At 64.9% G+C, this 25,541-nt stretch carries 21 protein-coding genes; 13 read left to right on the forward strand and 8 right to left on the reverse strand.

The genetic code is table 11. The features are described 5' to 3' along the window. Nucleotide 1: 1 nt before the first annotated feature. The gene (yegS, locus tag PST29_RS20905) at nucleotides 2–901 is read right to left on the reverse strand and encodes a lipid kinase YegS (protein ID WP_060840382.1); all 900 of its coding nucleotides are present in this window, start codon (nucleotides 899–901) and stop codon (nucleotides 2–4) included. 336 nt (nucleotides 902–1,237) lie between these two features. Between yegS and PST29_RS20910 the strand changes: the two genes are divergently transcribed. Continuing rightward, nucleotides 1,238–2,695 carry a mannose-1-phosphate guanylyltransferase/mannose-6-phosphate isomerase gene (locus PST29_RS20910; RefSeq protein ID WP_060844266.1) on the forward strand — a complete coding sequence of 486 codons (1,458 nt, stop codon included), beginning with the start codon at nucleotides 1,238–1,240 and terminating at the stop codon, nucleotides 2,693–2,695. A 174-nt stretch (nucleotides 2,696–2,869) separates the two neighbouring features. Further along, nucleotides 2,870–3,124 carry a hypothetical protein gene (locus tag PST29_RS20915; RefSeq protein WP_060844267.1) on the forward strand — a complete coding sequence of 85 codons (255 nt, stop codon included), beginning with the start codon at nucleotides 2,870–2,872 and terminating at the stop codon, nucleotides 3,122–3,124. A 43-nt stretch (nucleotides 3,125–3,167) separates the two neighbouring features. On the opposite strand, the gene PST29_RS20920 is transcribed toward PST29_RS20915, so the two are convergent. Together PST29_RS20920 and moaB are read right to left on the reverse strand one after the other, a co-directional pair. After that, nucleotides 3,168–4,355 (reverse strand): molybdopterin molybdotransferase MoeA, encoded by a 1,188-nt coding sequence (locus PST29_RS20920; RefSeq protein WP_162492871.1) that lies wholly within the window; start codon nucleotides 4,353–4,355, stop codon nucleotides 3,168–3,170. A gap of 22 nt (nucleotides 4,356–4,377) precedes the next feature. Continuing rightward, nucleotides 4,378–4,917 carry a molybdenum cofactor biosynthesis protein B gene (gene moaB / locus PST29_RS20925; protein WP_060840386.1) on the reverse strand — a complete coding sequence of 180 codons (540 nt, stop codon included), beginning with the start codon at nucleotides 4,915–4,917 and terminating at the stop codon, nucleotides 4,378–4,380. Nucleotides 4,918–5,194: 277 nt separating this feature from the next. On the opposite strand from moaB, the gene PST29_RS20930 reads away from it, so the two are divergent. Beyond that, entirely contained in the window at nucleotides 5,195–5,416 is a 222-nt protein-coding gene (locus PST29_RS20930) for a YgdI/YgdR family lipoprotein (protein ID WP_060840387.1), read from the forward strand. A 72-nt stretch (nucleotides 5,417–5,488) separates the two neighbouring features. Here PST29_RS20930 and PST29_RS20935 read toward each other — a convergent pair whose 3' ends face one another. The 4 genes from PST29_RS20935 to PST29_RS20950 form a co-directional block, all read right to left on the reverse strand. Then, complete coding sequence (locus PST29_RS20935) at nucleotides 5,489–6,379, reverse strand: pseudouridine synthase (RefSeq protein WP_060844269.1); 891 nt, start codon at nucleotides 6,377–6,379, stop codon at nucleotides 5,489–5,491. 79 nt (nucleotides 6,380–6,458) lie between these two features. Next, nucleotides 6,459–6,779, reverse strand: a complete 321-nt coding sequence (locus PST29_RS20940) for a hypothetical protein (protein ID WP_060840389.1) — start codon at nucleotides 6,777–6,779, stop codon at nucleotides 6,459–6,461. 40 nt (nucleotides 6,780–6,819) lie between these two features. Beyond that, a complete protein-coding gene (locus PST29_RS20945) occupies nucleotides 6,820–7,266 on the reverse strand; it encodes a S24 family peptidase (RefSeq protein ID WP_060840390.1) in 447 nt (148 codons plus the stop codon). A 111-nt stretch (nucleotides 7,267–7,377) separates the two neighbouring features. Next, complete coding sequence (locus PST29_RS20950) at nucleotides 7,378–7,614, reverse strand: glutaredoxin family protein (protein ID WP_060840391.1); 237 nt, start codon at nucleotides 7,612–7,614, stop codon at nucleotides 7,378–7,380. A 291-nt stretch (nucleotides 7,615–7,905) separates the two neighbouring features. Between PST29_RS20950 and PST29_RS20955 the strand changes: the two genes are divergently transcribed. Continuing rightward, a complete protein-coding gene (locus tag PST29_RS20955; protein WP_060844270.1) occupies nucleotides 7,906–9,861 on the forward strand; it encodes a monovalent cation:proton antiporter family protein in 1,956 nt (651 codons plus the stop codon). A gap of 50 nt (nucleotides 9,862–9,911) precedes the next feature. Here PST29_RS20955 and PST29_RS20960 read toward each other — a convergent pair whose 3' ends face one another. Continuing rightward, nucleotides 9,912–11,120, reverse strand: coding sequence for an ammonium transporter (locus tag PST29_RS20960; protein ID WP_060845164.1), 1,209 nt, complete (start codon nucleotides 11,118–11,120; stop codon nucleotides 9,912–9,914). A 333-nt stretch (nucleotides 11,121–11,453) separates the two neighbouring features. Here PST29_RS20960 and PST29_RS20965 point away from each other — a divergent pair, with 333 nt between their 5' ends. The 9 genes from PST29_RS20965 to PST29_RS21010 all read left to right on the forward strand — a co-directional run bounded on the left by PST29_RS20965 (nucleotide 11,454) and on the right by PST29_RS21010 (nucleotide 25,536). Continuing rightward, nucleotides 11,454–11,768 carry a DUF883 family protein gene (locus PST29_RS20965; protein ID WP_060840393.1) on the forward strand — a complete coding sequence of 105 codons (315 nt, stop codon included), beginning with the start codon at nucleotides 11,454–11,456 and terminating at the stop codon, nucleotides 11,766–11,768. A gap of 1 nt (nucleotide 11,769) precedes the next feature. Beyond that, on the forward strand, nucleotides 11,770–12,159 hold the full coding sequence (locus PST29_RS20970; RefSeq protein ID WP_016965309.1) for a phage holin family protein: 390 nt from the start codon (nucleotides 11,770–11,772) through the stop codon (nucleotides 12,157–12,159). Further along, entirely contained in the window at nucleotides 12,156–12,497 is a 342-nt protein-coding gene (locus tag PST29_RS20975) for a hypothetical protein (protein ID WP_060840395.1), read from the forward strand. The genes PST29_RS20970 and PST29_RS20975 overlap by 4 nt, the downstream gene beginning before the upstream one ends. A 155-nt stretch (nucleotides 12,498–12,652) precedes the next feature. Beyond that, nucleotides 12,653–13,816: an EAL domain-containing protein gene (locus PST29_RS20980; RefSeq protein ID WP_060840396.1), complete on the forward strand. Its 1,164-nt coding sequence runs from the start codon at nucleotides 12,653–12,655 to the stop codon at nucleotides 13,814–13,816. 221 nt (nucleotides 13,817–14,037) lie between these two features. Continuing rightward, entirely contained in the window at nucleotides 14,038–15,369 is a 1,332-nt protein-coding gene (locus tag PST29_RS20985) for a deoxyguanosinetriphosphate triphosphohydrolase (protein WP_060840397.1), read from the forward strand. A gap of 766 nt (nucleotides 15,370–16,135) precedes the next feature. Next, nucleotides 16,136–17,863, forward strand: a complete 1,728-nt coding sequence (locus PST29_RS20995; RefSeq protein WP_060844271.1) for a ShlB/FhaC/HecB family hemolysin secretion/activation protein — start codon at nucleotides 16,136–16,138, stop codon at nucleotides 17,861–17,863. 102 nt (nucleotides 17,864–17,965) lie between these two features. Further along, nucleotides 17,966–22,912 (forward strand): hemagglutinin repeat-containing protein, encoded by a 4,947-nt coding sequence (locus tag PST29_RS21000; RefSeq protein WP_060844272.1) that lies wholly within the window; start codon nucleotides 17,966–17,968, stop codon nucleotides 22,910–22,912. 238 nt (nucleotides 22,913–23,150) lie between these two features. Further along, nucleotides 23,151–23,777 carry a response regulator transcription factor gene (locus PST29_RS21005; RefSeq protein ID WP_060844273.1) on the forward strand — a complete coding sequence of 209 codons (627 nt, stop codon included), beginning with the start codon at nucleotides 23,151–23,153 and terminating at the stop codon, nucleotides 23,775–23,777. A 43-nt stretch (nucleotides 23,778–23,820) separates the two neighbouring features. Beyond that, nucleotides 23,821–25,536: a response regulator gene (locus PST29_RS21010; RefSeq protein WP_060844274.1), complete on the forward strand. Its 1,716-nt coding sequence runs from the start codon at nucleotides 23,821–23,823 to the stop codon at nucleotides 25,534–25,536. Nucleotides 25,537–25,541: the final 5 nt, after the last annotated feature.

Consider the following 25,541-nt stretch of genomic DNA (forward strand, 5'->3'; position numbering starts at 1 on the left):
CCTAAGGCGTACCGCCGAGCAACGGCGAGTCCACCGGCAAATGCACCTGCAAGGCCGCCGGACGCGCGCTGAAGCGCAAGGTGTCGCCCTGCAGCGGCTCGCCATCGAGGTTGATGTCCAGCCCCCGTGAAGCCTTGATCTCGACCCAGGGCAGCCGCGCACGGACAAACATGTTGTCGATCCCCAGGCCGCCGGCCAGCAGGTTCTTCAACGTGCCCACCAGTTCCTGCGGGGCCGGCAGGATGCTGATATCCAGCAAACCGTCATCAGCCAGGGCACCCGGACACAGTTCATGCCCGCCCCCCGCCTGACGGCCATTGCCAATGCCCAGGGCCAGGAGTTCGCCGCGCCAGTGGAAATCCGGCCCCTGCAACTCGCCATAGGCCGCGCTCAGCTCGGCAAAGCGCGACAGCCCGGTAAACAGATAAGCCGCGCCGCCAAGGACTTTCTTCAGGTCTTCCGAGGTGTTGGCGGTCACCTGACTGCCGAAGCCGCCGGTGGCCATGTTGAGGAATATCTGCCCGCCCACCTCCCCCAGATCCACCGCCCGGGGGGCAACCTCCAGCAACTCCAGGGCGGCAGCCGGCTCCAGCGGCACCCCGGCGGCCCGGGCAAAGTCATTGGCCGTGCCCAGAGGCAACAGCACCAGGCTGGCGGGATTTGGCGCATTGGCCAGGGCCTCGGCGATGTCACGCAAAGTGCCATCACCGCCCCCGGCAATCAGCCGCGTGTGGCCGGCGGCCAGCCCTTCATGCACCAGGCGCCGGGCATCCCCCGCCTCCCAGGTCAGCCGCACCGACAACGCCCAGCCCTGGGCCCGCTTGGCCTCGACCGCCGCGCGGACCTCATCGTTGAGGGCCTGTTTGCCGTGCAGTATCAGCAGTGCCTTGCGCTCACTCATCAGGCATGACTCCGATTATTGAATCCTTGAAGGATGTTGACCCCGGGCCATGCGAAAAAAGTCTGTCCCGTCGATTAATTTTTACCTGCCGCGGATCTGTCCGGGCGGCCCGCCCCGGATCAGGCTGAGTCAGCTGTCGCCCCTTCAGCACTTGCAGCCGCTTCCCCCTGGCCGGGCGCAAACCAATGGCCGAGCGACCTCAAGCGACCGCCTGGAACAATCTCTCAACCTTTGGAATTCGCTGCGCGCCACAGCGAAAACCAATCAATCCGCTTTGATCTGCGCATCCGCTGGCGCACCATGGCGCCCATCATCATGTTCCGCGAGACCCACTGAGTGAGCACTCTCATTCCCTGCATCATTGCTGGCGGCGCCGGCGCCCGCCTGTGGCCGGTATCCCGCGAGGCCGCGCCCAAACCCTTCATGCGCCTGCCCGACGGCGACAGCCTGCTGCAGAAGACCTTCGCCCGCGCTGCCGCACTCAAGGGCGTCGAACGGCTGCTGACGGTGACCAACCGCGAGGTGTTCTTCCGCACCCTGGACGACTATCGCCCGCTGAACCAGGCGCGGATCGAGCTGGACTTCATCCTCGAACCCTTTGGTCGCAACACCGCGCCGGCCATCGCCGCCGCGGCGCTGCATGTCAGCCAGCGCTACGGCGCTGACGCACAACTGCTGGTACTGCCCGCCGATCACCTGATCAAGGATGTCGCGGCATTCGCCGCCGCGGTGGACAGCGCCCGGCCACTGGCCGAACAAGGCTGGCTGGTGACCTTCGGCCTGGTGCCCACCCATGGGGAAACCGGCTTCGGCTATATCGAGAAAGGTCAGGCTCTGGACGACCACAGCTTCCAGGTCAGGCGCTTTGTCGAGAAACCCGATGCCGCCACCGCCCAGTGCTACGTCGAGGGCGGCCAGCACCTGTGGAACGGCGGCATGTTCTGCATGCGTGCCGACGCGATTCTTCAGGAGCTGCGGGAGTTCGTGCCGCAGGTGCTCAGCGCCGTCGAGCACTGCCTGGAGCGGAGCTACCGCAAGGAAGGCCCCCACGAGTTGCAAGTGGAGCTGGAGAGCGACAGCTTCGCCCAGGCGCCGGACATCTCCATCGACTACGCGGTGATGGAACGCTCGGAGAAAGTCGCCGTGGTGCCCTGCCAGCTCGGCTGGAGCGATATCGGCTCCTGGCAGGCGGTGCGCGAGCTGATCCCGGCGGACGAACAGGGCAACCAGTGCACCGGTGACACCGTGCTGCACGAAGTCAGCAATTGCTACATCGATTCGCGCCAGCGCCTGGTGGGCGCAGTCGGCCTGGACAACCTGATCATCGTCGACACCCCGGACGCGCTGCTGATCGCCGATGGCAAGCGCAGCCAGGACGTCAAACTGATCGTCCAGGAGCTCAAGCGCCTGGGCCACAATGCCTACCGGCTGCACCGCACCGTGAACCGCCCCTGGGGCGCCTACACCGTGCTCGAGGAAGGGCCGCGCTTCAAGATCAAGCGCATCGAGGTCAAGCCCGGTGCCTCACTGTCCCTGCAGATGCATCACCACCGCAGCGAGCACTGGATCGTGGTCAGCGGCATGGCCCGGGTGACCAACGGAGAAGACGAACTCCTGCTCGACACCAATGAATCGACCTTTATCAAACCCGGGCGCCCCCACAGGTTGAGCAATCCCGGGGTCATCGACCTGGTCATGATTGAAGTGCAGAGCGGCGAATACCTGGGCGAAGACGACATCGTGCGCTTCAACGACCTGTATGGCCGGGCCCCGATCGCCCCCGGCACTCGCTGAAACCGCGTCGAGCCCATGAGTCTGGCGCAACAGCCCCGAGGACCTGAAAAAAGGTGCAGGACTTAAAGTAAATTTTCTGACTGCAGAATGAGAATTGCCTGAATTGACCCTGCCGGGCCAATCAGTGACTGTGCATGCCAGGCGCTGACGCCTCATACAGGGAAGTGAATCGTCATGAACGACAAGGGGTTTTATCCACGGGGGCATTCACCCCTGACCCGCATCAAGGACAGCTCCTGGCTGACGGGGCACCCGTCACCGGAGTTCGATCTGCCGCTCTCCTGCGAGGCGCAAGCGCCTCATTCCAGGCTGCTGTCGATACTCAAGCGCGTGGGCTGGCTGACGCTGGCGGCCTCGATAATGGCGGGGCTGGTGGCCTGGGGGTTCCACAGCCGCTTCGGCCTGCTGCTGTTGCTCCTGCTGCGCTGAACCGCGAGGCGCGGGCCCGACACCGAACCGGGCCCGCCCTCGATCAATCCAGCACCTCGCTCAACGGAATGAAGCTGACCCAATCGCCCTCTTCCAGGGTCCGGCCTTCCTGCACTTCCACCAGACCTTCCGCCCAGGCCGCGCTGCGCAACACCCCCGAGCTCTGGTTGCGATAGATGATCGCTCGCCCGTTCTCCAGGCGCCCGCGCAGGTACTCGCGACGATTGCCCGGTTGGGGCCAGACAAAACCGGCAGGCACCTGGAAGCGCAATGGCTGCACCTGCTGCACACCCTGGCGCCGCAGCAGGTACGGCCGCGCCAGCAGGGCAAAGGTCACCAGGGTGGAAGCCGGGTTGCCCGGCAGACCGATCACCGGCACACCGCGAAAATGGCCGACGGTCAGGGGCTTGCCGGGTTTGATCGCCAGCTTCCACAGCGTCAGTTCGCCGGCTTCGCGCAGGGCCATCCCGAGAAAGTCCGCCTCCCCCACCGACACCCCGCCGGTGGAGAGGATCAGATCGACCTCGCCCAACTCCGCCAGGCGCTGGCGGGTCGCGGGCAGGTCATCGGGCAGGATGCCAGCGTCCAGCACTTCGCAGCCCAGGCGCTGCAACCAGCTGCACAGCAGTACCCGGTTGCTGTTGTAGATCTGCCCGGGGCCCAGGGCCTGGCCCGGCTCCACCAACTCGTCACCGGTGGACAACACCGCCACCCGGACCCGCCGCACCACGACCAGTTCGGCACATCCCAGGGAAGCCGCCAGCCCCTGCTCGATCGGCCCCAAGCGTGTCCCAGCTGCGAGCACCTGCTCGCCCACCGTGGTTTCCTGCCCCTGGGGACGGATGTTCTGGCCGATCTTCAAGGCTTGGTTGAACAGCACCCGCTGATCGTCCTGAACCTGGACGTTTTCCTGCATCTCAACGCAATCCGCCCCGGCCGGCACTGGCGCGCCGGTAAAAATCCGCGCGCAGGTTCCCGGTTGCAACGGCTCGGGGGACTGTCCGGCGAAGATCCGCTGGCTGACCGGCAGGGGCTCGCCCTTCCAGTCCTCCAGGCGCAAGGCGTAGCCGTCCATGGCGCTGTTGGGCCAGGGCGGCAGGTCCAGGCTGGAGATCAGCGCCTCGGCCAGCACCCGGCCCTGAGTGGCCGCCAGGGGCAATGATTCGCGCTCGACAATCGGCGCCGCCGCGGCCATGGCCAGCAAACGCTCCAGCGCCTGCTCAACCGGCATCAAGGCGCCGAGCTTGCCCGGCTTACCCACGGGATTCACAAGCCGCCGCCTGTTTCAGATGGGGAACGAAATTGCACGGCCGGTGGCGCGCATCCAGTTGCTCGGCGAGGATGCCATCCCAGCCGGTGCGCACCGCATTGGTGGAGCCCGGCAGGCAGCACACCAGGGTACCGTTGGCCAGCCCGGCCAACGCGCGGGACTGCACGGTGGAGGTGCCGATATCGGCCACCGAAATCTGCCGGAACAGTTCACCGAAACCGTCGACCTGCTTGTCCAGCAGGCAGGCCACCGCCTCCGGGGTACTGTCGCGACCGGTAAAGCCGGTACCGCCGGTGATCAGCACCACCTGCACCTGTTCGTCGGCGATCCAGGTGGCGACCTGGGCGCGGATCTTGTACAGATCGTCCTTGAGCAACACCCGTGCGGCCAGACGATGACCCGCGGCGCCCAGACGCTCGACGAAGACCTGTCCGGAAGTGTCGGTTTCCAGGGTGCGGGTATCACTGACGGTCAACACCGCAATGTTCAGGGGAACAAAAGGTACATCAGCCTTGGCTTTCATAGGCTCGATCCTGAGGTAAGAGAAACAGCCCGGTGTTATATCACAGCGCTCCGATCCGCCGCCCCTGGCGGCCGGCAATCCCCTGGGACGGTCCTGCGCAGGCCGCCAGGAACAGGCATCCGCCTGCGCGGCCAGGCACGCGACACTAGTCAAGATAACTCGCTGAACGCCTACGATCTGTCTGACAACGTGGCAGAATGCACCTGGCCAAGGAACTTGCAGACGCACCATACGTCTGAAGACCAGCACTCAAAAGTACTCATTTCGGAGACACACAATGACTCATCGGACCCTCGCCACTTTCATGCTCGCACTGGGCCTGGCCACGCTTGCCGGTTGCGCTTCGCCATCAGTGATCACCTTGAATGACGGTCGCGAAATCCAGGCCGTCGACACCCCCCAATACGACAAGGACTCGGGCTTCTACGAGTTCGAACAGCTGGACGGCAAGCGCACCCGCATCAACAAGGATCAGGTCCGCACCGTCAAGGAGCTGTAAGTCCGACGGCTAGCGATCTGCATGCAATGAAACCCGCCTGGTGCGGGTTTTATTGTTTCTGCGAAAGGGTTTTCACCACTGCAGGCGGATGCGGCTCTCGAATTCGCGTTCCTGTCCGGTCAGCGGATCGATGAAACGCAGCCCCTGGGCCAGCAGCTTGAGCGGCCTGGCATGATCGTCCTCGGCATCCTTGAGCACCTCGGGGTAGAACGGGTCGTTGCAAATCGCCGCCCCCAGCGCGCTCATGTGCACGCGCAACTGGTGCTTCTTGCCGGTCACCGGGTACAGCGCGTAACGCCACAGGTCGCCGTGCTTTTCCCTGACCTCAATGGCGGTTTCGGTGTTGCTTGCGCCCGCGCCTTCCTGCATGCGGAAAAAGGGCTCGCCGTCCACCAGGCGGCTCTTGTGCACCAGGGGAAAGCTCAGGTGCGGCAAGGCGCCGGCAATGGCCTCGTAGCGTTTCTCGATCCGCCGGGTGGGGAACAGCGCCTGATAGGCCGAACGACTGCCCGGATCGGCGGAAAACAGCACCAGCCCGGCGGTGTGCCGGTCGATGCGGTGCAAGGGCACCAGGTGCGGGTTGTCCAGGCGCCGGATCAGACGGCGCAGCAAGGTCTGCTCGACATACTCGCCCGCCGGGGTGACCGGGAGGAAATGCGGTTTGTCCGCCACCACCAGATGCTCGTCGGCGTAGAGGATGGTCTCCTGCACCGGGATCACCTTCTCGTCCGGCACCTCGCGGAAATAATGAATCCGCAGGCCTTCGCGATAGGCCAGGTCCACACTGATGGGCTGGCCCTGCCCGTCCAGCACCCGACCACGGGCGATGCGATCCAGCCATTGCTCGCGGCTGATGGCCTTGAAGTGATCGCACAGGCAGTCCAGCACCGTCGGCCAGGAGCCGGGGGGCAGGTACAAGGTGCTGGCTTGATGCTGTGCAGCAGAAAAACTCGCGGAGGACATGACAAAGCTCGAGGGTTCAATGCGAGGCGGCATTATCCAACAGCAGCCCCCGGGAAACCTAGGATCAGTTTGCCCGGCCTCAAGCGCACGAATGCCGGGCCTGCGCGGCAGCCTCGGTGAACTCCTTGAGCCAGCGCAGCACATCCACCGCCTCCCAGCGGCCCGGATCATAGAGGGCGTACAGCAGCCCCTGGTAACCCACCACATCCAGTTGCCGATGGTAACCGGCACGCTGGAACAGGGCCTCGATCTCGGCAAAGCAGGTATTGAAATGCAACTTGTTGAAGGGCGTCTTGCCTTCGGTGACCAGTCCGTCCAGGCGCAGCTCCAGCACCGCCTCCCGAACCACATCGGCAGACATGCCGTTCACGCTGTTTTTCAGTTGTTCGACATTGACCATCATGTATTCCTTTAACGATTCGAAGCGTGCGCCACATCCATCAGGGCTGCTTGCGCCCCACATAACTGACCACCCACAGCACCACGCCCCAGATCTCGATCGAGTCCGGGTCATCCAGCGCCATGGAGGGAATTGAAGGCCGCGCCGCCTTGAGCAACAGACCGCCCCGAGGATCGGGAGCCAGCAGGCGCAGGGAGTATTCAGCCGCGCCCCGGGGCCTTACCACCAGGTACTGATCCACCACCGGAGTGGCCGAGCGATCGACGATCAACCGGTCTCCGGGGTAGATGCCGAACCCCAGCAGGTTGTCGTCATCCACCAGCAGGCCGTGGATCTGCGGAGCCCCCAGCCCCAGGGTCCGGTCAAGGGAAAAACCGTTGCCGATGGGCTCACTGGCCAGGGAGGCACAGTCACCGTCACCCTGCTCCAGGAAACGGGCTGGCAACGGCTGTGAGCGTTCGGAACCGGTCAGGAAAGTGAGAGACATGGCGAGACTCCTCGATAGCTGTATATGCATACAGTAACCGAATCGACGGATCTCGCCAATGAATTCCGGGGACGGGCGACAGGCGGAAGTCGCGCCCCGGCTACCCGGGGGTCAGCGCAGGAACGCCACCACCTGTTCGGCATCGAAGGGCCAGCCCAGCTCGCCGCCATTGTCCACGCGGCGCAACACCGGAATGCGCAGGCCATAGGTTTCGAACAGCTCCTGACTCTCGGCGATATCCACCAGCTCGACCATCAGGCCGTGCTCCACCAGCGGCATCAACTCGGCCTCGGCCAGTTCGCACAAATGGCAACCAAGGGTGCCGAACAATTGGCATTCAGGGGGCATGACAGGGCAACCGTGTGAAGAACAGGTGCCTATTTTAGGCGCGAGCAGGCAAGCCGTCGACCCGCTCCTGGTCCTGGCTGACCCGGGATCCGTGCCCCTGCGTGGCTCTGCTCCGAGAATGCTGCGGCAGGCGGACAGCCCCCGGACAGGCAGATTCTGAGGCTCATGAATATGAAGCATTCTCGACAAAGAATGACGTGAGTCAGGGTGTTTTTTTGCCGTCCAGGCGATCCTCGCCGCTTTTTTGCCTCTAGGCTTTGCCCTGCCCGCCCCCTTGTCCGGAGATGCCCGTTGTTTGCCAATCTGCTGATCATTCTCGCCTCGTCACTGGTGGTCATCGCGCTGTTCCGGCGCCTGAGCCTGCCGCCGGTTCTGGGCTACCTGTCCGTCGGCCTGATGGTCGGGCCCACCGCCCTGGACTGGGTCAACGACAGTGAAGAATTGCCGGACCTGGCCGAACTGGGCGTGGTGTTCCTGCTGTTCTCCCTGGGCCTGGAATTCTCCCTGTCGAAGATGCTCGCCCTGCGCCATGTGGTGTTTGGCCTGGGCAGCCTGCAAGTGCTGTGCACCGGGCTGATCCTGGGGGGAGTGCTGGCCTTGTTCGGCATGCCCCTGAGCGCGGCGCTGATGCTCGGCACCGGGCTGGCCCTGTCCTCCACCGCGATTGTCAGCAAGGAGCTGACCAGCCTCGGCGAGATCTTCAGCAGCCACGGGCAGAACGCCATCGGCGTGCTGCTGTTCCAGGACGTGGTGGCGGTGCTGTTGCTGACCCTGGTGCCGGTCTTCGCCGGCAACAGCGAGCACGCCTGGTACTGGGCCCTGCCGGCGACGCTGGGCAAGACCCTGGTGCTGTTCTTCGGCCTGCTGCTGGCCAGCCGCTGGCTGCTGCCGCGCTTGTTCCATGAAGTCGCCGCCTCCCACTCCGCCGAGCTCTTCGTGCTACTGGCCCTGGTGATCGTGCTGCTGACCGCCTGGCTCACCCACCTGCTCGGCCTGTCGCCGGCCCTGGGCGCCTTCCTCGCCGGCATGCTCCTGGGAGAAAGCCATTACCGGCACCAGATCGAAGCCGATATCCGCCCGTTCCGCGACATTCTGCTCGGACTGTTCTTCGTCAGCATCGGCATGCTCATCGACCTGCAACTGTTCATCGATCACAGCCTGCTGATCCTCGGCCTGACCCTGGCCCTGCTGCTGATCAAGGGCAGCGTGGTGGCGATCCTGCTCAAGCTGCGCGGCAGCGACGGCGAGACGGCCTGGCGCAGCGGCCTGGCCCTGGCCCAGGGCGGCGAATTCTGCTTCGCCCTGATGGCGCAGATGCAACAGACCCAGATGATCCCGTCCCACTTGAGCAGCCTGCTGCTGGCCGCCACCTTCAGCTCCATGCTGCTGACCCCACTGTTGCTGCGGGCCGCGCCGGTGATCACCGCGAGCCTGCACCGCAAGCCCAACCAGGCCGCCCAGCTGGAGGAGATCAGCGCGCAGAACGCCGAGCTGCAGGGCCATGTCGTGATCTGCGGCTATGGCCGGGTCGGCCAGTCCATCGGGCGTTTCCTGCGGCACGAGCACCTGCGTTTCATTGCCCTGGATGATGATCCGGTGCGGGTCCAGGAAGCCTCGGCGGCGGAGAGCTGTGTGCACTACGGCGATTGCCGCCGTGGCGACCTGCTGGCCGCGGTGGGCCTGGAGCGGGCCCGTCTGCTGGTGATTGCCGTGGACAAGACCGACATCGCCCTGGCGGTACTCAAGGCCGCGCGGCGCCTGGACCGCAACGTGCCGATCCTGGTGCGGACCCGGGACGACAGCCAGTTGGCCGAACTCAAGGCCGCCGGTGCCAACGAAGTGGTGCCCGAATTGCTGGAGTCGAGCCTGATGCTGGCCTCCCACGCACTGATCATGCTTGGCCTGCCGGAGCAGCGGGTGCAACGTAGCGTGGACGAAGTGCGCCACAGCCGCTATCGCCTGCTGCACGGTTTCTACCACGGCGCGCAAAGCACGACCCAGGACAATCACGAACCGCCGGCGGTGCAGATGCACGCGGTGAACCTGGACGCCGACGCCCACGCCTGCAACCGGCTGCTGCAAGAGCTCGGCCTGGAGGCCCTGGGGGTGGATGTGCAAGGTGTGCAACGCAACGGCAACGACCTGCCGCTGAATCCGGCACCGCGCCTGCAGGCCGGCGACCGGGTGCTGGTGTCCGGCTCCCAGGCCGCGATCGAGGCCTGCGAAGCCCGCCTGCAGGGCGGTTGAGGCCGCCCTGCAATGGCCCTGGGCGTGACGCCGCCAGGGCCGTGGGTGCCTCAGTCCTGACTCACCGCACCGATCTTGTGCAGCGACAGGTCGGCGCCGTAGTACTCCTGCTCCTGGGTCAGGCGCAGCCCGCAGGCGGCCTTGATCAGGCCATACACGGTAAAACCGCCCAGCAGCGCCACCAGCACCCCGAGGCCGGTGCCGAACACCTGACTGGCCAGGCTGACCCCGCCCAAGCCGCCCAACGCGCTCTGGCCGAAGATCCCGCAGGCAATCCCGCCCCACGCGCCGCACAGGCCATGCAACGGCCAGACCCCGAGCACGTCGTCGATCTTCCAGCGGCTCTGGGCAGCGATGAAGCACCAGACGAACAAGGCCCCGGCAATCGCCCCGGTCACCAGGGCCCCTACCGGGTGCATCACGTCAGAACCGGCGCAGATCGCCACCAGCCCGGCCAGTGGCCCGTTGTGCAGAAAGCCCGGGTCATTGCGCCCGACGATCAATGCAGCCACGGTGCCGCCGACCATGGCCATCAGCGAGTTCACCGCCACCAGGCCGCTGACCCCTTGCAAGGTCTGGGCGCTCATCACGTTGAAGCCGAACCAGCCGACAATCAGGATCCACGAGCCCAGGGCCAGGAACGGAATGCTCGACGGCGCGAACGCCACCAGCTTGCCGTCGCGATAGCGTCCGTTGCGCGGCCCCAGCAACAGCACCGCCGCCAGCGCCAGCCAGCCGCCCATTGCGTGCACCACCACCGACCCGGCGAAATCATGGAACCCGGCGCCAAAGCGCTGTTGCAACCAGGCTTGCACGCCAAAATTGCCGTTCCACACCAGGCCCTCGAAAAACGGGTAGACGAAGGCCACGATCAGCACCGTGGCGCACAATTGCGGCACAAAACGCGCGCGCTCGGCGATGCCGCCGGAGATAATCGCCGGGATCGCCGCGGCGAAGGTCAGCAGAAAGAAGAACTTCACCAGGCCATAGCCGTGATCGGCGCTGATGACCGCGGCCGGTTGCAGGAAGCTCACGCCGTAGGAGATCCAATAGCCTATAAAGAAATAGGCCAGGGTCGAGACGGCGAAGTCACTGAGGATCTTCGACAGCGCATTGACCTGATTTTTCAGGCGCACGGTGCCAACCTCAAGGAAGGCAAAACCGGCGTGCATGGCCAGGACCATGACCGCCCCGATCAGGATGAACAGGGTGTTGGAACCGTGGACCAGGGTGTCCACAGCGCTTTGCAGATTTTCCATGGAGTAGGCAGATCCGAAATCGGCCATCATCTCCCGCACCCTGCAGCCGACCTTGCACCAAGTTGGCTCCCCGGGTGCGCGATCCGCGCTGTCGGTGAACCGTTTTGGCGCGCCAGGCAGCGGACGCAAGACCACGGAAAGCAGATTGACCTTGAGGTTGTGATTTTTCGGCCAGGGTTTACGCGGGCTAGCGCGCCACCCTCGCTCGTTTTCGGCGCAAGCCCGACGTCTTGCGCACCAGGACAAAGCAAAAGCTGTACCAGGCAATTACAGTGAACCTTCACTCAGGGCTCACACTCATAGCTCACACACGCAATCAACGGAGAAACAACCATGGCCAGCAAAACGGCGAAGACGGCTCAAGAAGTACTGATGGCGGATTTTCAGGCACTGGTCAGTGACACGGAGCGTCTGCTGGAACACACCGCGACCCTGGCTGGCGACCAGGCTGACGAACTGCGCGAACAGATCCACGAAAGCCTGCTCAAGGCCCGGGAAACCCTGCAACTGACCGAGGAATCCCTGCGCCAGCGCGGCCAGGCCGCCGTCACCGCCGCCGAGGACTACGTGCAGAGCAACCCTTGGCAGTCGGTCGGGATCGCCGCCGGCGTGGGCTTTCTGATCGGCCTGCTGGCGACGCGGCGCTGATATGGCTATCGGCGAATCCACTTCGTCCGGCAGCGGTCCAAGCGCGTCCTCCCGGCGTCTGGGAGCCGCGGTTCTGGGCCTGCTGCACAGCCACGTAGAACTGTTCGGCATCGAGTTGCAGGAGCAGAAGGCCCGCACCGTCAGCCTGCTGCTGTTCGCCGGGCTGGCCCTGGTGTTCGCCCTGCTGTTGCTGGTGGGGCTGTCGGCGCTGGTGCTGATCCTGTTGTGGGACAGCTATCGCCTGGCCGGCATCATCGGTCTGTGCGTGTTCTATGCCCTGGCGGCGCTGTTCTGCGGCCTGCGCCTGAAAGCGGCGATCTTCGATGAATCCTCGCCCTTCCACGCCACGCTCGAAGAGCTGGCCAACGATCGGGAGCGCCTGCTGCCATGAACTTGCCCGACATTCCGCAGAACACCTCACGCCGGGAGATGCGCAAGGTACTGATTCGCCTGCGCATGGAAATGCACCGCCAGGAAATCCGCCACGAGTCCCAGCAACTGCTGCAACCCCTGCAACGGGTGCGTGGCCTGGGACAAAGCTGGCAGGAAGGCTTTGGCATCAAGCACGCACCACTCTGGGGCGTGGCGGTGGTGACCCTGCTGGGGTTCCTCACCGGCAAGGGTGCGAAGAGCGGCGGCACCGGCGGCCTCACGCGCCTGGTTCGTCTGGGCACCAGCCTGCTGCCGCTGATCCGGCTGGCGCTGCAAGGCACTTCGCGCAAGCCCTGATCGCCCCTGCGCAACCGACCTGTCACTGGCGGTTCCACATCTGGCTGCATTCTTGCTATGCAACCCCGATCGGCCCCTTAACCAAGGGGCCGACTCCTGCCTGTGCACCCGGCAGCCAAGACTTCCTAACCACAAGAATCTTATAAGGAGGCTCTGTGATCGACGGGCAACCGCTCGCCTGCTTCCAGCCGTTCATCGATACCGCCACCGGGCGGATCGCCGGGGTCGAGGCCCTGGGCCGCCTGCGCCAGAGCAATGGCCAGCTGACGTCGGTGGGACCGCTGTTCGCCGATCCGCGTACCCCTTCCAGCGCTTTGCGGCGCCTTGACCGCCAGGTCCGCGACGACGCCCTGCGGCGCCTGCACGAGGCCCCGGCGGACTGGTTCCTGAGCCTGAACATCTCCCCGCGCTGGATCAGCCGGCTCAGGCCCGGGCAGGCCCTGCCGAGCCTCAGGCAGATCCAGCACAACGCCGTCGACCCACGGCGCATCGTCTTCGAAATCACCGAGCTGGGGGGCAACAGCCAGCGTCTGAGCGAAGTGGTGGCGCGCTACCGCCAGGCCGGGGCGCGGATCGCCATCGACGACTTCGGCGCCGGCTACTCGCAACTGGACCGGGTGCTGGCCCTGCAACCGGACATCCTCAAGCTCGACATGCGCCTGTTCCAGGCCGCCGCCCGCGGCGGCCCCAGCAGCGACGTGGTCAAGGCCCTGGCCCTGATGGCGGAAAAGACCGGCTGCTGGATCATCGCCGAAGGGGTGGAAACCGAGGCCGAGCTGGATTTCGCCCTGGAGTGCGGCTCGCGCTATGTCCAGGGCTTTCTGTTTGCCCGGGCCCAGGAACAGCTGTTCGCCAGTGATGCCTTCGTCCAGCCCTTCGCCCGCCTGCGCGAGCGCTACGTGCGGCACAAGCTGGCTGAACGCAATCGCCTGATGCACATGCGCCTGCAACTGGCGGAACTGATGCACCTGCTGCAGGCCTGGGCCCAAGCCCAGGCACCCATCAGCCAGTTGCCCGAGGTCACGGCCTTTCCCTGGCTGCTGCGCTTCTACCAGTGCGATCGCCACGGCACCCAACTGACCCCGAACCTGGAATGGCGCCACAACCATTGGCAGGCCGACAGCAGCTACGTCGGCCACAACTGGTCCTGGCGGCCGTACTTCTATCACCTGCTGGCCGAAGGCTGGGAGGAACGGCGCCTGACCCTGTCCAGCACCTATCGCGACGCCACCAGCAACCAGTACTGCCTGACCGCCGGCCAGTTCTTCGACAACGGCCAGCGCCTGCTGCTGATCGACATCGACGCCGCCGGCTTGTAGCCCCGCGCAGCGACACGATGGGTGCACGGGCTGCGGGCCCTTTCGCCGGCAAGCCGGCTCCTACAGCTGGGGGCGCAGGCCACGCCATTTCCGCGTAGGAGCTGGCTTGCCAGAGAAGGCGTCAGCCCTATAGATGCACCAGCGCAGGCCATGCGCCTCTTGCGGCGGCGCCCGGGAACCCGGAAGCTCTGCCCTTCAGTTTTTTTCGGAGAGACCCCGCCTTGGATTGGCAGACCCTGCTCAACCGCGAACGCCTCGGAAAGCCAGTGCACAGCCCGGAAGAACTCGGCCGTAGCCCTTTCCATAAAGACCATGACCGTATCATCTTCTCCGGCGCCTTTCGCCGCCTGGGACGCAAGACCCAGGTGCACCCGGTGTCCAGCAACGACCATATCCACACCCGCCTGACCCACTCCCTGGAAGTCAGCTGCGTCGGTCGCTCCCTGGGCATGCGTGTCGGCGAGACGCTGCGCGACGCCCTGCCCGACTGGTGCGAACCCAGCGACCTGGGGATGATCGTGCAGTCGGCCTGCCTGGCCCATGACATCGGCAACCCGCCCTTCGGCCATTCCGGCGAAGACGCCATCCGCCACTGGTTCCAGCAGGCCGCCGGGCGTGGCTGGCTGGACGCGATGAGCGAGGCCGAACGCCAGGACTTCCTCAATTTCGAAGGCAATGCCCAGGGTTTCCGGGTCCTCACCCAGCTCGAATATCACCAGTTCGACGGCGGCACCCGGCTCACCTACGCCACCCTCGGCACCTACCTCAAGTACCCCTGGACCGCGCGCCACGCCGACTCCCTGGGCTACAAGAAGCACAAGTTCGGCTGCTACCAGAGCGAATTGCCGCTGCTGGAGCAGATCGCCCACAAGCTCGGCCTGCCACAACTGGAAGACCAGCGCTGGGCCCGGCATCCGCTGGTGTACCTGATGGAAGCCGCGGACGACATCTGCTACGCCCTGATCGACCTGGAAGACGGGCTGGAGATGGACCTCTTGGAGTACGCCGAAGTCGAGTCCCTGCTGCTGGGGCTGGTGGGCGACGACCTGCCGGAAACCTATCGCCAGCTGGGCCCGGGGGATTCGCGCCGGCGGCGCCTGGCGATCCTGCGGGGCAAGGCCATCGAGCACCTGACCAACGCTGCCGCCCGAGCCTTTGTCGAACAGCAGGACGCCCTGCTGGCCGGCACCCTGCACGGCGATCTGGTGGAGCACATGCATGGCCCGGCCAAGCGTTGCGTGCTCAATGCCAAGGACGTGGCACGGCGCAAGATCTTCCAGGACAAGCGCAAGACCCTGCACGAGATCGGCGCCTACACCACCCTGGAAATCCTGCTGAACTCGTTCTGCGGCGCGGCACTGGAGCAGCACGGCGGCAAGACGCCGTCGTTCAAGAACCGGCGGATCCTCGATCTGCTGGGCAACAACGCGCCGGATCCGAACTGGCCGCTGCACACCTCGTTCCTGCGCATGATCGATTTCATCGCCGGCATGACCGACAGCTACGCCAGTGAAATGGCCCGGGAAATGACCGGACGCTCAAGTCCGCAATGACCCTCGCACATCAAGTGCCTGGCGGCCGCGCCAGGCACTTGATATGACCGGCAACATCCAATCGACAACTAAGGGATTCCCCTAGCCCGGCCGGCGCAACAGCGGCCGACAAACTCCGGATATACGCCAGTACAGGGGGAAAAACACTCGGCATTACGGGCATGTCATTCAAGAGTCCGACTCTAAGGCATTCCCCGAGCAACATGACTTCAATTAACGAACAACAAGACTAGAGCAACTACTCAGGTAGAAAGAGCAACTAGCCGTAAACACTCGGTGTGCGGCGCGCAGATATTGCGCTGCTTTCACACATTCCAACACCTGTTCTTGATTCAACCAAACATCCTACCTTTGCAGATTCTCAGCAATTGCCTGAACCCCTTGCCAATCAAGGCCGCCAGGATTTTTTTGTTAGCCTTCTATGCATTTACAATTTACGTACAAATCGAGTTTTTAGTTTCGGATAGTCTCGATTTCAACAAGATATTTCCCCGCTGACCGCCCCTGGAAAAATTAGTTTCACACCACGCTGTAACGTTTGCACTGCAACTCACTCAACCCTTTTGTCATACCTGATTTTAGATTGAAGCACCCGGCTCTCACTCAGGAATTGTCACTCGCGAGCACTTGAAGATAGGTCGTCGATATAGCGATCGACGGCGCCTCATATTCACAGTGCAGAACTTAAAGCGACGTCACTAGTTGAGCCTCAACGATCGGCTTTTCTGTTGTTCGTCACTTGGTCTTTTTACAGTAAGGATGCCAAGTGCCCTATTCATCACGCACTGACCGCTCCCTTTTCGCCCCTATGGGCAACGGCTGCCTGGGATTGTTGCTGGGCCTGATCTGCCTGACCCCGGCCCTGGCCCTGGCCGACGTGCAACCGGGCCAGGAAGCCCTGCGCCTGCAGCAGCAACAGCAACGCGACCTGCAACAACTGCAATTGGAACAGCGCCAGCGGCAGATGCAGCGCGGCAGCTTCAGCAGCACCCCGGCCAACCCCGACCTGCCCCGGCAGCCCGCCAGCGACGAGCGCTGCTGGCCCCTGAGCGGCACCCGCATCGGCGGTGTCAGCCTGTTCGGCAAAACCCGGCTCAACGACGCCATCAAGCCGTATGTCGCGCCGTGCATGGGGGTCAATCAGATCAACCAGTTGCTGGCGGCCATCACTCGCCTCTATGTCGAGGCCGGCTACATTGCCAGCCGCCCGTACCTGGCCAGCACCCCGGCCGCCGGGCACAGCCTGGATATCCTGGTGGAGGAAGGCTACGTCGAAGCCATCGAACTGGCCGACCAGAGCCTGCCGGTGTCCCTGGGCGGGGCCTTCCCCGGCATGCTCGGCAAGCCGCTGAACCTGCGGGACCTGGAACAGGGCCTGGACCAGTTGAACCGCCTGCGCTCCCTGGACCTGACCGCCGACATCGCCCCCGGCAGCCAGCCCGGCGCCTCGCGGATCATCCTGCGTTCACGCAGCAGCGCCGCGCGCTGGGGACTCGGCCTGGGTGTGGATAACCTCGGCAGCGCCGGCACCGGGCGTGACCGCCAGTCGATCAACCTCAACCTCGACAGCCCGTTGCAGATCAACGACGCGCTGAACCTGAACTACAGCGACACCCTCAACCACGGCCCGCGCTACAGCCGCAGCAGCAGCCTGTTCTACTCGGTGCCCTACGGCTACTGGACCTACAGCCTGTTCGCCAGCCACGCCGAATACCGCGCGCCGCTGAAGCTGGCCCGCACCACCCTGTACAACAGCGGCCGCACCGACATGGTCAGCGGCCGCGCCGACCGGGTGCTGTGGCGCGACCAGAGCCACCAGCTCAGCGCCAACCTGCAACTGGCCTACAAGGATGTGGACAGCTACCTGCAAAAGGCCCACCTGCAGATCCAGAGTCCGACCCTGACCGTGGCCGAGGCCGGGCTCAACCTGTTCTGGCTCGACAGCGCGGTGTGGAACCTGGATGTCAATTACGCCCAGGGCCTGACCTGGTTCGGCGCCGACCGCGACTCGCAACAGGTGCAGCGCAACCTGCCCCAGGCACAGTTTCGCAAGTACCGCGCCGGCCTCAGCCAGTGGCGCAACGGCCAGCTGGGCGAGCAGCGCTGGCAGTGGCAGAGCCAGCTCTCGGCGCAGTACAGCCCGGACCCGCTGCCGGCCATCGAACAACTGCTGGGCACCGACGATTCGGCGGTGCGCGGCTACCGCCTCAACAGCGCCTCCGGCGCCATCGGCGCGGTGTGGCGCAACACCCTGCGCCTGCCGCTCAACAGCGACCTGCCGCTCAAGATCACCCCGCGCCTGGGCCTGGACAACGGTTGGATCAAGGCCGAACACGGTGCCCAGAGTCGGCACCTGAGCGCGGCCAGCCTGGGCCTCAACCTGGCCTGGAAAAACCTTCAGGTCGACCTGGATTACCAGCACAGCCTCAACACCCCAAAAGGTTTCCGAACGGAACCGGAAGTCTGGCTGGCCAGGTTCAGCCTGCAGATTTGATCAACCGCCGATTAGCCTGAAATACCCGACGAACCTGAGCACAACGCGCCGTCGCCCCTCTAGAAGGCAACGCCCGGCTCACTTACTCAGAACGAGGTTCTCATGCCTGACAACACTCACCGCTTCAACCTTTCGCCCCAGGGCAGATTGCGCTGGACCATCGCCGGCCTGCTGCTGGTATCCCATCTGCCCCTGGCCCTGGCCGGCGGTATCACCGTGGTCGAGGGCCCCGGCGGCACCCCGCAACTGCAGAACCAGGGCGGCGTGCCCATCGTCAACATCGTCGCGCCCAATGCCGGCGGCCTGTCCCACAACCAGTTCCTGGACTACAACGTCGGGCAACAGGGGGTGGTGCTGAACAACGCCCTGCAAGCCGGGCAGTCGCAACTGGCCGGGCAACTGGCGGCCAACCAGCAACTCCACGGCCAGGCGGCCAGCGTGATCCTCAACGAAGTGATCAGCCGCAACGCCTCGCAACTCAATGGCGCCCAGGAAATCTTCGGCCGCGCCGCCGACTTCGTGCTGGCCAACCCCAACGGCATTTCGGTCAATGGCGGCAGCTTCATCAACACCCCCAACGCCAACCTGGTGGTGGGTCGCCCGGAACTCCAGGACGGCAAGCTGCAGGGGCTCAACACCCAGGACGCCCGGGGCCAGCTGGATATCCACGGCGGCGGCCTGCGCAACGCCGAGGGCTCGATCAACCTGATCGCCCCACGCATCGACAGCAAAGGCAGCCTCGCCGCCCGGGACCAGTTGAACGTTACCGTGGGCCGCAATCAGCTCGACTACCCCAGCGGCAAGGTGCTGAAGGTCGACCCGACCAGCCACACCCAGGACCAGCGCATCGATGCCAGCCTGTTCGGCGCCATGCAGGCCGGGCGGATCAATATCGTCAGCACCGCTGAAGGCGCCGGGGTGCGCGTCGGCGCCGTCCAGGTGGACGGCCGCGACGGGGTCAAACTGACTTCCGCCGGTGACCTGGACATCCGCGGCCAGGCCGTGGACAACAGCCTCGACGCGGTTCGCGCCGGGGTGCGCAGCCAGGGCGATATCGAACTGCACGGCGCCAAGGACCTGACCCTGGCGGCTACCGACGTCAGCGGCCGCAACGTCAAGCTCGATGCCGGGCGCAACCTGACCCTGAGCAGTATCGAAAGCCGCAAGCTCCAGGAAAAACGCCAACAGTGGGACAAGAGCACCATCGGCATCACCTGGGAGACCTACGACGCTACCCAGACCGATAGCGAAACACGCCAGCACGGTAACAAGGTGCTGGCCCAGCATGACGCGGAGCTGAAATCCGGCGCCAATACCCGGATCCAGGGCAGCAGCGTCGAGGCCGGCCACAACCTCAACGCCCAGAGTGGCGGCGACCTGCAACTGACCGCCGCCACCGAAACCCACACCCAGCGCGACCAGGGCCAGCACCGCAAGCACCTGTGGAAGGAAAACTGGGACAACGCCAGCAGCCAGCAGCGCAGCGTCACCAGCCAGCTCAAGAGCGGCCAGCAACTGCAACTCGACAGCCAGCAGAAGCTGCGCCTTGAAGGCGCCGAGCTGCACAGCAAGGGCGACATCCAGCTGGCCGCCAAGGACGTCGACATCACCAGCGCCAGCCGCCAGCAGAGCCAGAGCAACCAGCATTACTCCGGCGACCTGGTGGGCGGTGGTTTCTTCGGCAAGAACGCCGACGGCGACCAGGGCAAGACCGAGAACCAGGGCAGCAAGGTCAACGCCGACGGCAAGCTGATCGTGCGTGCCGACAGCGTGCGCATCAGCGGCAGCCAGGCCCGGGGCGCCACCCAGGCCAGCGTCATCAGTAACAAAGGCTCGCTGACCATCGACGGCGTGCAGGACACCTCCCATCGCAACAGCCACAGCAAGGACAGCAAGTTCTTTGGCATCACCAAGGACGAGAGCCGTCAGCAGAGCCAAGGCAGCACCACCGTCGGCAGTCAGGTGCGCTCGGACAGCAACCTGAAGTTGCAAAGTGCCGAGGACCTGACCATCAGCGGCTCCCAGGTCGCCGCTGCGGGAGCCCTGGACGCCAGCGCCAAGGGCACGGTCAAGGTCGTCGCAGCCGAAGACACCCGGCACGACAGCAGCAGCACCCAGAAGCGCGGCTTCGACGCCTACGCCAAGGAAAACGCTCCGGGCACCGGCCAGTACCGGGCCGGGGTGCGCTACCAGGATGAGCAGCGCAACGACAGCAGCGACAGCACCCGGCAACAGGCCTCCAGCCTCACTGGCGGCACCCTGGCGGTCACTGCCGGCGAGGACCTCAAGGTACAAGGCAGCGACCTTGCGGCCACGGCCGGCGATGCCAGCCTGAGCGGCAAGAATGTGCAGTTGCTGGCCGCGGACAACACCACCGACAGCACCACCACCGGTGGCGGCTTCTACTACACCGGCGGCCTGGACCGCGCCGGCAATGGCCTGGAAGTGGCCCACACCAGCAGCCAGGACAGCAGCAGCAAGAGCACTGCCCAGACCAGCAACATCGCTGCCAGCGGCAACCTGACCATCAATGCCGGCAACCGCCTCACCACCGAAGGCGCACAGGTCAAGGCTGGCGGTGCATTGCAGGTCAATGCAGCCGAGATCGACAACCAGGCCGCACACAACCGCGAAAGCAGCAGCCACAAGGAGAACAACTGGGCGGTGGATGTCGGCGCCAACGTCGAATACAAGGGCGTCACCCGCCCCATCGAAAAAGCCATCCAGGGCGTGGCCCAACGCAAGTTCCATCAGCCTGGGGTACTCGATGCCCTGGAACAGCCCAATGTCGGGCTCGATGTGGACGTCAGCCACCAAAACCGCCAGCGCAATGAAAGCGCCAGCACCGCCGTGGTCAGCCAGTTGAGCGGCGCCCAGGTCACTGTCAAGGCCGACGGCCAACTCAAGGACCAGGGCACCCAGTACCGCGCCACCGACGGCGCGCTGAAGATCGACGCCGGCAGCCTGCTGGCCAGTGCCGCCAGCGATACCCACAGCAGCAGCGAACAGGCCGTGGACGCCAAGGTTGGCGTGCGGGTCTACACCAACACCGGTGAAGACCTGAACATCCGTGGCAGCGGTGCCGGTGGCAGCAGCAACGTCACCAGCAGCTCCGAGAAGGCCCAGGTCGGCAGCTACGCAGGCAGCCAGGGCGTGGACATCAAGGTCGGTGGCGATGCCCGCTTCGAAGGCAGCCAGTTCAATGGTGGCCAGGGCGGCGTCGACCTCAAGAGCGGTGGCCAGTTGGCGCTGAATCAGGCCAACGACCGCCAGAGCAGCAGCAACTCCAGCCTGCGTGGCGATGCCTCCCTGACCCTGGGCACCACTCCAGGTAGCAGCGGCACCAACCTCAATGTCGGCGCCGGCTTGCAACTGGATCACAAGGGCCTCGAACAGCAGGACAGCCAGGCGCGGGTCGCCAGCATCCAGGGCCAGGGACCGGTCAACCTCAAGAGTGCAAGCGACCTGACGCTGCAAGGCACGCAGATCGGCAACGCCGCGCGTCCGGCCGGCGATATCACCCTGGACGCCGGCGGCAAGCTCGACCTGCAAGCCGCGGTGGACACCCACCACAGCCAGGGCAGCAACCTCGGTGGCGGCCTCACGGCCGGTGGCAGCAAGACCAGCAGCGAGCAAAGCAGCGGCAAGAGCGTCAACCTCAGTGCCAACTTCAACATCGGCCGGGTCAATGAAAACGACCAGAGCCAGCGCGGCGCCCAGCTCTACAGCCAGGGCCAGGTACGCCTGGCCAGCGCCGCCGAGGGCGACAGCGCCATTCACCTGCAGGGCACGCGCATCGACGCCGCCAAGGTGGTCCTGGATGCGGCCCAGGGCGGCATCTACCAGGAGTCGGCGCAGTCCACCCAGGTCCACAACAACTGGGGCCTGACCCTGGGCGCCGGTGGCAGCATGGGCAAGACCACCCTGGCCGATGCCGGTGAGCACGACTCGCCGAAAGTCGATCGCGGGATCAATGCCCGGGCCAAGATCGACGTCGATCAGCGCCAGAACACGACTCAGCACAACAGCCTGATCAAGGCCGATCAGGTGACCCTCAACAGCGCCGGCAACGTGCACCTGGCCGGCGCCAACATCGACGCGCAACGCCTCGACGGGGCCATCGGTGGCAACCTCGACATCGAAAGCCGCCAGGACCGGCTGCGCAGCACCCAGGTCAATATCGACGCCAAGCTGGAAGTGGCGAAGAACCAGCCGGGGCTGGTGGACAAGCTGGCCAAGCCGGCCGGTCCGCTCAAGGACGACCTGAAGGCCAAGGCCGAAAAAGGCTTCGACCAGCACCGGGAAAAGCTGGAAAACGCCGTCGACAAGAGCGTCGACAAACTCGGCTCGGCGAAGGACAACCTGGTCGCCAAGGCGAGCGACGCCAAGGAGCGCCTGGGAGAAAAACTCAGCCGCAGCGGCAGCTACGACGTCAACCCCGAGCCACGCGGCGCCTTTGGCAACGGCGTGGACAAGGCCAAGAACTACCTGGCCGACAAGGCCGACGCCGTGGGCAATCGCTTCTCCAGCCTGAAGGAACGCTTCTGGCCGAAAACCAGCGACAGCTACTCGGTCAGCGAGAAGAACACCACCGGCAGCAAAGTGGCCAATACCGCTGAAGGCGTGCTGTTTGGCGACAAGAGCGGTCAGACCTCCTATACCCCGACCTTGAACCTGAACGTCAGCCACGAGAGCAAGAACCGCGTGGAACAGGCCTCGGGGATCAGTACCCAGCAGGGCGTCAACCTGAAGGTCAGCGGCGAAACCCAGCTCACCGGTGCGCGCATCGGGGCCAGCGAGGGTCGCGTCGAACTGGGGGGGTCCAAGGTCAGCAAAACCGACCTGGCCGGCTCGGAACTGCGCGTGGACGTCGGCGCCAACCTGTCCAAGTCACCGGTCAACATTGCCACCGGCAGCGTGGCCGAATTGACCCGCAAACAGGATGACGCCACCCGCCAGGACCAGGCGTTCAACCTCGGTCCGCTGCGGATCGGCGGCCATACCGACAGCCAGCTGCTGCAAGCCGGCATCGATCAGAAAACCCCATGAGGCCCGGGCCGCCCTCCTCGCGGGGGGCGGCCTGCACGGACTCGCGCCGGGGCCTTTATTCCGGGTTCAGGGGCGCTGCGCTCCGCCTTAACTTCACGTGACAGCCAACCGGCTGTAATACCTCCCCTTATTCGTTGTAAGACCTGTCTTAGATTGGTTTTTTCAACACTTTCGCAACTATTTCCGCTCCCGCGGCTGGGCTACTGTTCGGACTTTCCTTTATCGGCAGGAGGCCAACATGGGCTCAGTACTTATCATTGACGATCATCCCGTGATACGCATGGCGGTGCGTATTCTGCTGGAACACGAGGGGTATCAGATCATTGGTGAAACCGATAACGGCGTGGATGCCCTGCAAATGGTCCGCGAATGCGAACCCAGCCTGGTCATCCTCGATATCTGCATCCCGAAGCTCGATGGCCTGGAGCTGCTGGAGCGCTTGAGCAACATGCACCCATCCATGCGCATCCTGGTGCTTACGGCCCAGTCCGCGGCCCTGTTTGCCAGTCGCTGCATGCGCGCCGGGGCCAGTGGCTATGTGTGCAAGTGCGAAGACCTGAGCGAACTGCTCAGTGCCGTCAAAGCCATTTGCAACGGCTACAACTACTTTCCCAGCCAGGCCCTGCACCTTGACCGGACCGCCCTGGGAGCAACTTTGGAGTTGGCCCAATTCAACTCCTTGAGTGATCGGGAGTTGATGGTTCTGCAACTTTTCGCCATGGGCCAGACCAATAAGGAAATTGCCACGGGCATGTTTCTCAGCCACAAGACCGTCAGCACTTACAAGAAACGCATCATGCAGAAACTGGCCACCACCTCGATGAATGAACTGGTGGACATGGCCAAGCGCAATGAACTGATATGAGACACCAGTTGCCGATACCACCGTCGCGGCGAGCGGCCGAGCGATGATCGACACCCTGCTCCAGCCCGTTGGCATCATCAGCCTGATACTGCTGGCTTCATGGCTGAACCAGGTCCGGCTCTATCGGCAACTGCGCCAGCAGCGCCGGCACTTGCAGGCACTGGCCCGCTCGGCGACGGCCCTGGAGGCCGACAAGCAGCGCGCCGAAGCGGCCGATCGCAACAAGAGCCGCTTCCTCGGGCACCTTGGCCACGAACTCCGTACCCCGTTGAATGCCTTGATCGGCTTGCTGGAGCTGGTGCTGCGCCGCACCGGCGACAGTTCGCCAACCCACGCGCCGCTGGAGCTGGCGCTGGGCGCGGCCGGCGACCTCAAGGAACTGCTGGATGACCTGCTGGACATCAGCCGGATCGAGTCCGGCCACCTGCGCCTGAACCCGACCTGGGTCGACCTGCGCGATTGCATCGAGGGGCAGATCGGGGTGTTCCACGCCCAGGCCCGGCAAAAGCACCTGGCGCTGGAGCTGGAATTCAACGCCCCCAGCCCCGTTCCCCAGGTACTGATCGATGTTCTGCGCTTCAAGCAAGTGCTGGGCAACCTGTTGAGCAACGCCATCAAGTTCACCCAGCAGGGCGCGATCCAGGTCAGGGCGACTTTGCAGCCCGCCGCAAGCCAGGATCGGTACGAGCTGCTGTTGCAAGTGCAAGACAGCGGTATCGGCATTCCCGAGCAGGAACGCCAGGGGCTGTTGCTGCCCTTCGCCCAGCTTGACGCCGACAGCCAGTCGCCGCGAAACAGCGCCGGGCTTGGCCTGCCCATCAGCCACCAGTTGTGCCGGCAGATGGGCGGCAGCCTGAGCCTGCACGGGCGCAGCGGCCCCGGCTGCGAGGCGCGGGTCAGGCTCCCCCTGAGCGGCCGCACCGCCCAAGCCGCCGCGGGTGCCACAGAGCCGCCGCCCGCCACGGCGGTGCCGCTGGATGTGCTGCTGGCAGACGATCACCGCGCCAGCCTGACCCTGCTGCAGGGCCAGCTGGAGTACCTCGGACACCGGGTCACCTGCGCCAGCGACGGACGCCAGGCCTTTGAGTTGTGGCGCCAAGGCGACTTCGACCTGCTGATCCTCGACTGCAACATGCCATCGATGGACGGCTACCAACTGGCTGAGGCCATACGCCAGCACGAAACACGGGAGCAGCGACCGGCGACCACCCTGATCGGCTGCAGCGCCGACACCGACCCGCCAGCGCTCCAGCGCGGCCTCGACGCCGGCATGCACGACTGCCTGGCCAAGCCCCTGGGCCTGGAGCACTTGAGCCGCAGGCTGGCGAGCCTCAAGCCCCGGCCTCGGCCCGACAGCTTCAGCATCCGCGCCTTGCGGACCCTGACCCGTGGCAAGCCGCTGTTCGCCCGGCGCATGCTCAACGAGTTGCTGCGCTGCTGCCAGGAAGACCGGCGCCAGCTGGAGCAGATCCCGACCAGTGATCCCCGGGCGCTGGTGGCCCTGGCCCACAAGATCAAGGGCTCGGCGCTGATGGTCGGGGCCGGGGCATTGCAAGCCGGGTGCGAGGCTCTGGAACAGGCTTGCCTGCAACCGGCTGCACAGCAGGCGATAAGCGCTGCGGTCCGCCGCCTGGACCGGGACCTGGTGCACTTCGCCCAGTCCTTGCATCGCCACCTTGATCACCCGCCACCCGAGCCCTCCAAGACGCAAGCCACAGGGCAGAAAAGCATCGCCCCGCAGCTGACGAATCCGCCATGAAGCCT

This window comes from Pseudomonas sp. St29 (genome assembly GCF_001547915.1).
GTDB lineage: Bacteria > Pseudomonadota > Gammaproteobacteria > Pseudomonadales > Pseudomonadaceae > Aquipseudomonas.

What these genes read in the sequence shown, in the direction of transcription:
- yegS (WP_060840382.1), bottom strand. Translation starts at nt 901, where the DNA reads ATGAGTGAGCGCAAGGCACTGCTGATACTGCACGGCAAACAGGCCCTC.
- PST29_RS20915 (WP_060844267.1), top strand. Translation starts at nt 2,870, where the DNA reads ATGAACGACAAGGGGTTTTATCCACGGGGGCATTCACCCCTGACCCGC.
- PST29_RS20920 (WP_162492871.1), bottom strand. Translation starts at nt 4,355, where the DNA reads ATGCCGGTTGAGCAGGCGCTGGAGCGTTTGCTGGCCATGGCCGCGGCG.
- moaB (WP_060840386.1), bottom strand. Translation starts at nt 4,917, where the DNA reads ATGAAAGCCAAGGCTGATGTACCTTTTGTTCCCCTGAACATTGCGGTG.
- PST29_RS20930 (WP_060840387.1), top strand. Translation starts at nt 5,195, where the DNA reads ATGACTCATCGGACCCTCGCCACTTTCATGCTCGCACTGGGCCTGGCC.
- PST29_RS20935 (WP_060844269.1), bottom strand. Translation starts at nt 6,379, where the DNA reads ATGTCCTCCGCGAGTTTTTCTGCTGCACAGCATCAAGCCAGCACCTTG.
- PST29_RS20940 (WP_060840389.1), bottom strand. Translation starts at nt 6,779, where the DNA reads ATGGTCAATGTCGAACAACTGAAAAACAGCGTGAACGGCATGTCTGCC.
- PST29_RS20945 (WP_060840390.1), bottom strand. Translation starts at nt 7,266, where the DNA reads ATGTCTCTCACTTTCCTGACCGGTTCCGAACGCTCACAGCCGTTGCCA.
- PST29_RS20950 (WP_060840391.1), bottom strand. Translation starts at nt 7,614, where the DNA reads ATGCCCCCTGAATGCCAATTGTTCGGCACCCTTGGTTGCCATTTGTGC.
- PST29_RS20960 (WP_060845164.1), bottom strand. Translation starts at nt 11,120, where the DNA reads ATGGAAAATCTGCAAAGCGCTGTGGACACCCTGGTCCACGGTTCCAAC.
- PST29_RS20965 (WP_060840393.1), top strand. Translation starts at nt 11,454, where the DNA reads ATGGCCAGCAAAACGGCGAAGACGGCTCAAGAAGTACTGATGGCGGAT.
- PST29_RS20970 (WP_016965309.1), top strand. Translation starts at nt 11,770, where the DNA reads ATGGCTATCGGCGAATCCACTTCGTCCGGCAGCGGTCCAAGCGCGTCC.
- PST29_RS20975 (WP_060840395.1), top strand. Translation starts at nt 12,156, where the DNA reads ATGAACTTGCCCGACATTCCGCAGAACACCTCACGCCGGGAGATGCGC.
- PST29_RS21000 (WP_060844272.1), top strand. Translation starts at nt 17,966, where the DNA reads ATGCCTGACAACACTCACCGCTTCAACCTTTCGCCCCAGGGCAGATTG.
- PST29_RS21005 (WP_060844273.1), top strand. Translation starts at nt 23,151, where the DNA reads ATGGGCTCAGTACTTATCATTGACGATCATCCCGTGATACGCATGGCG.
- PST29_RS21010 (WP_060844274.1), top strand. Translation starts at nt 23,821, where the DNA reads ATGATCGACACCCTGCTCCAGCCCGTTGGCATCATCAGCCTGATACTG.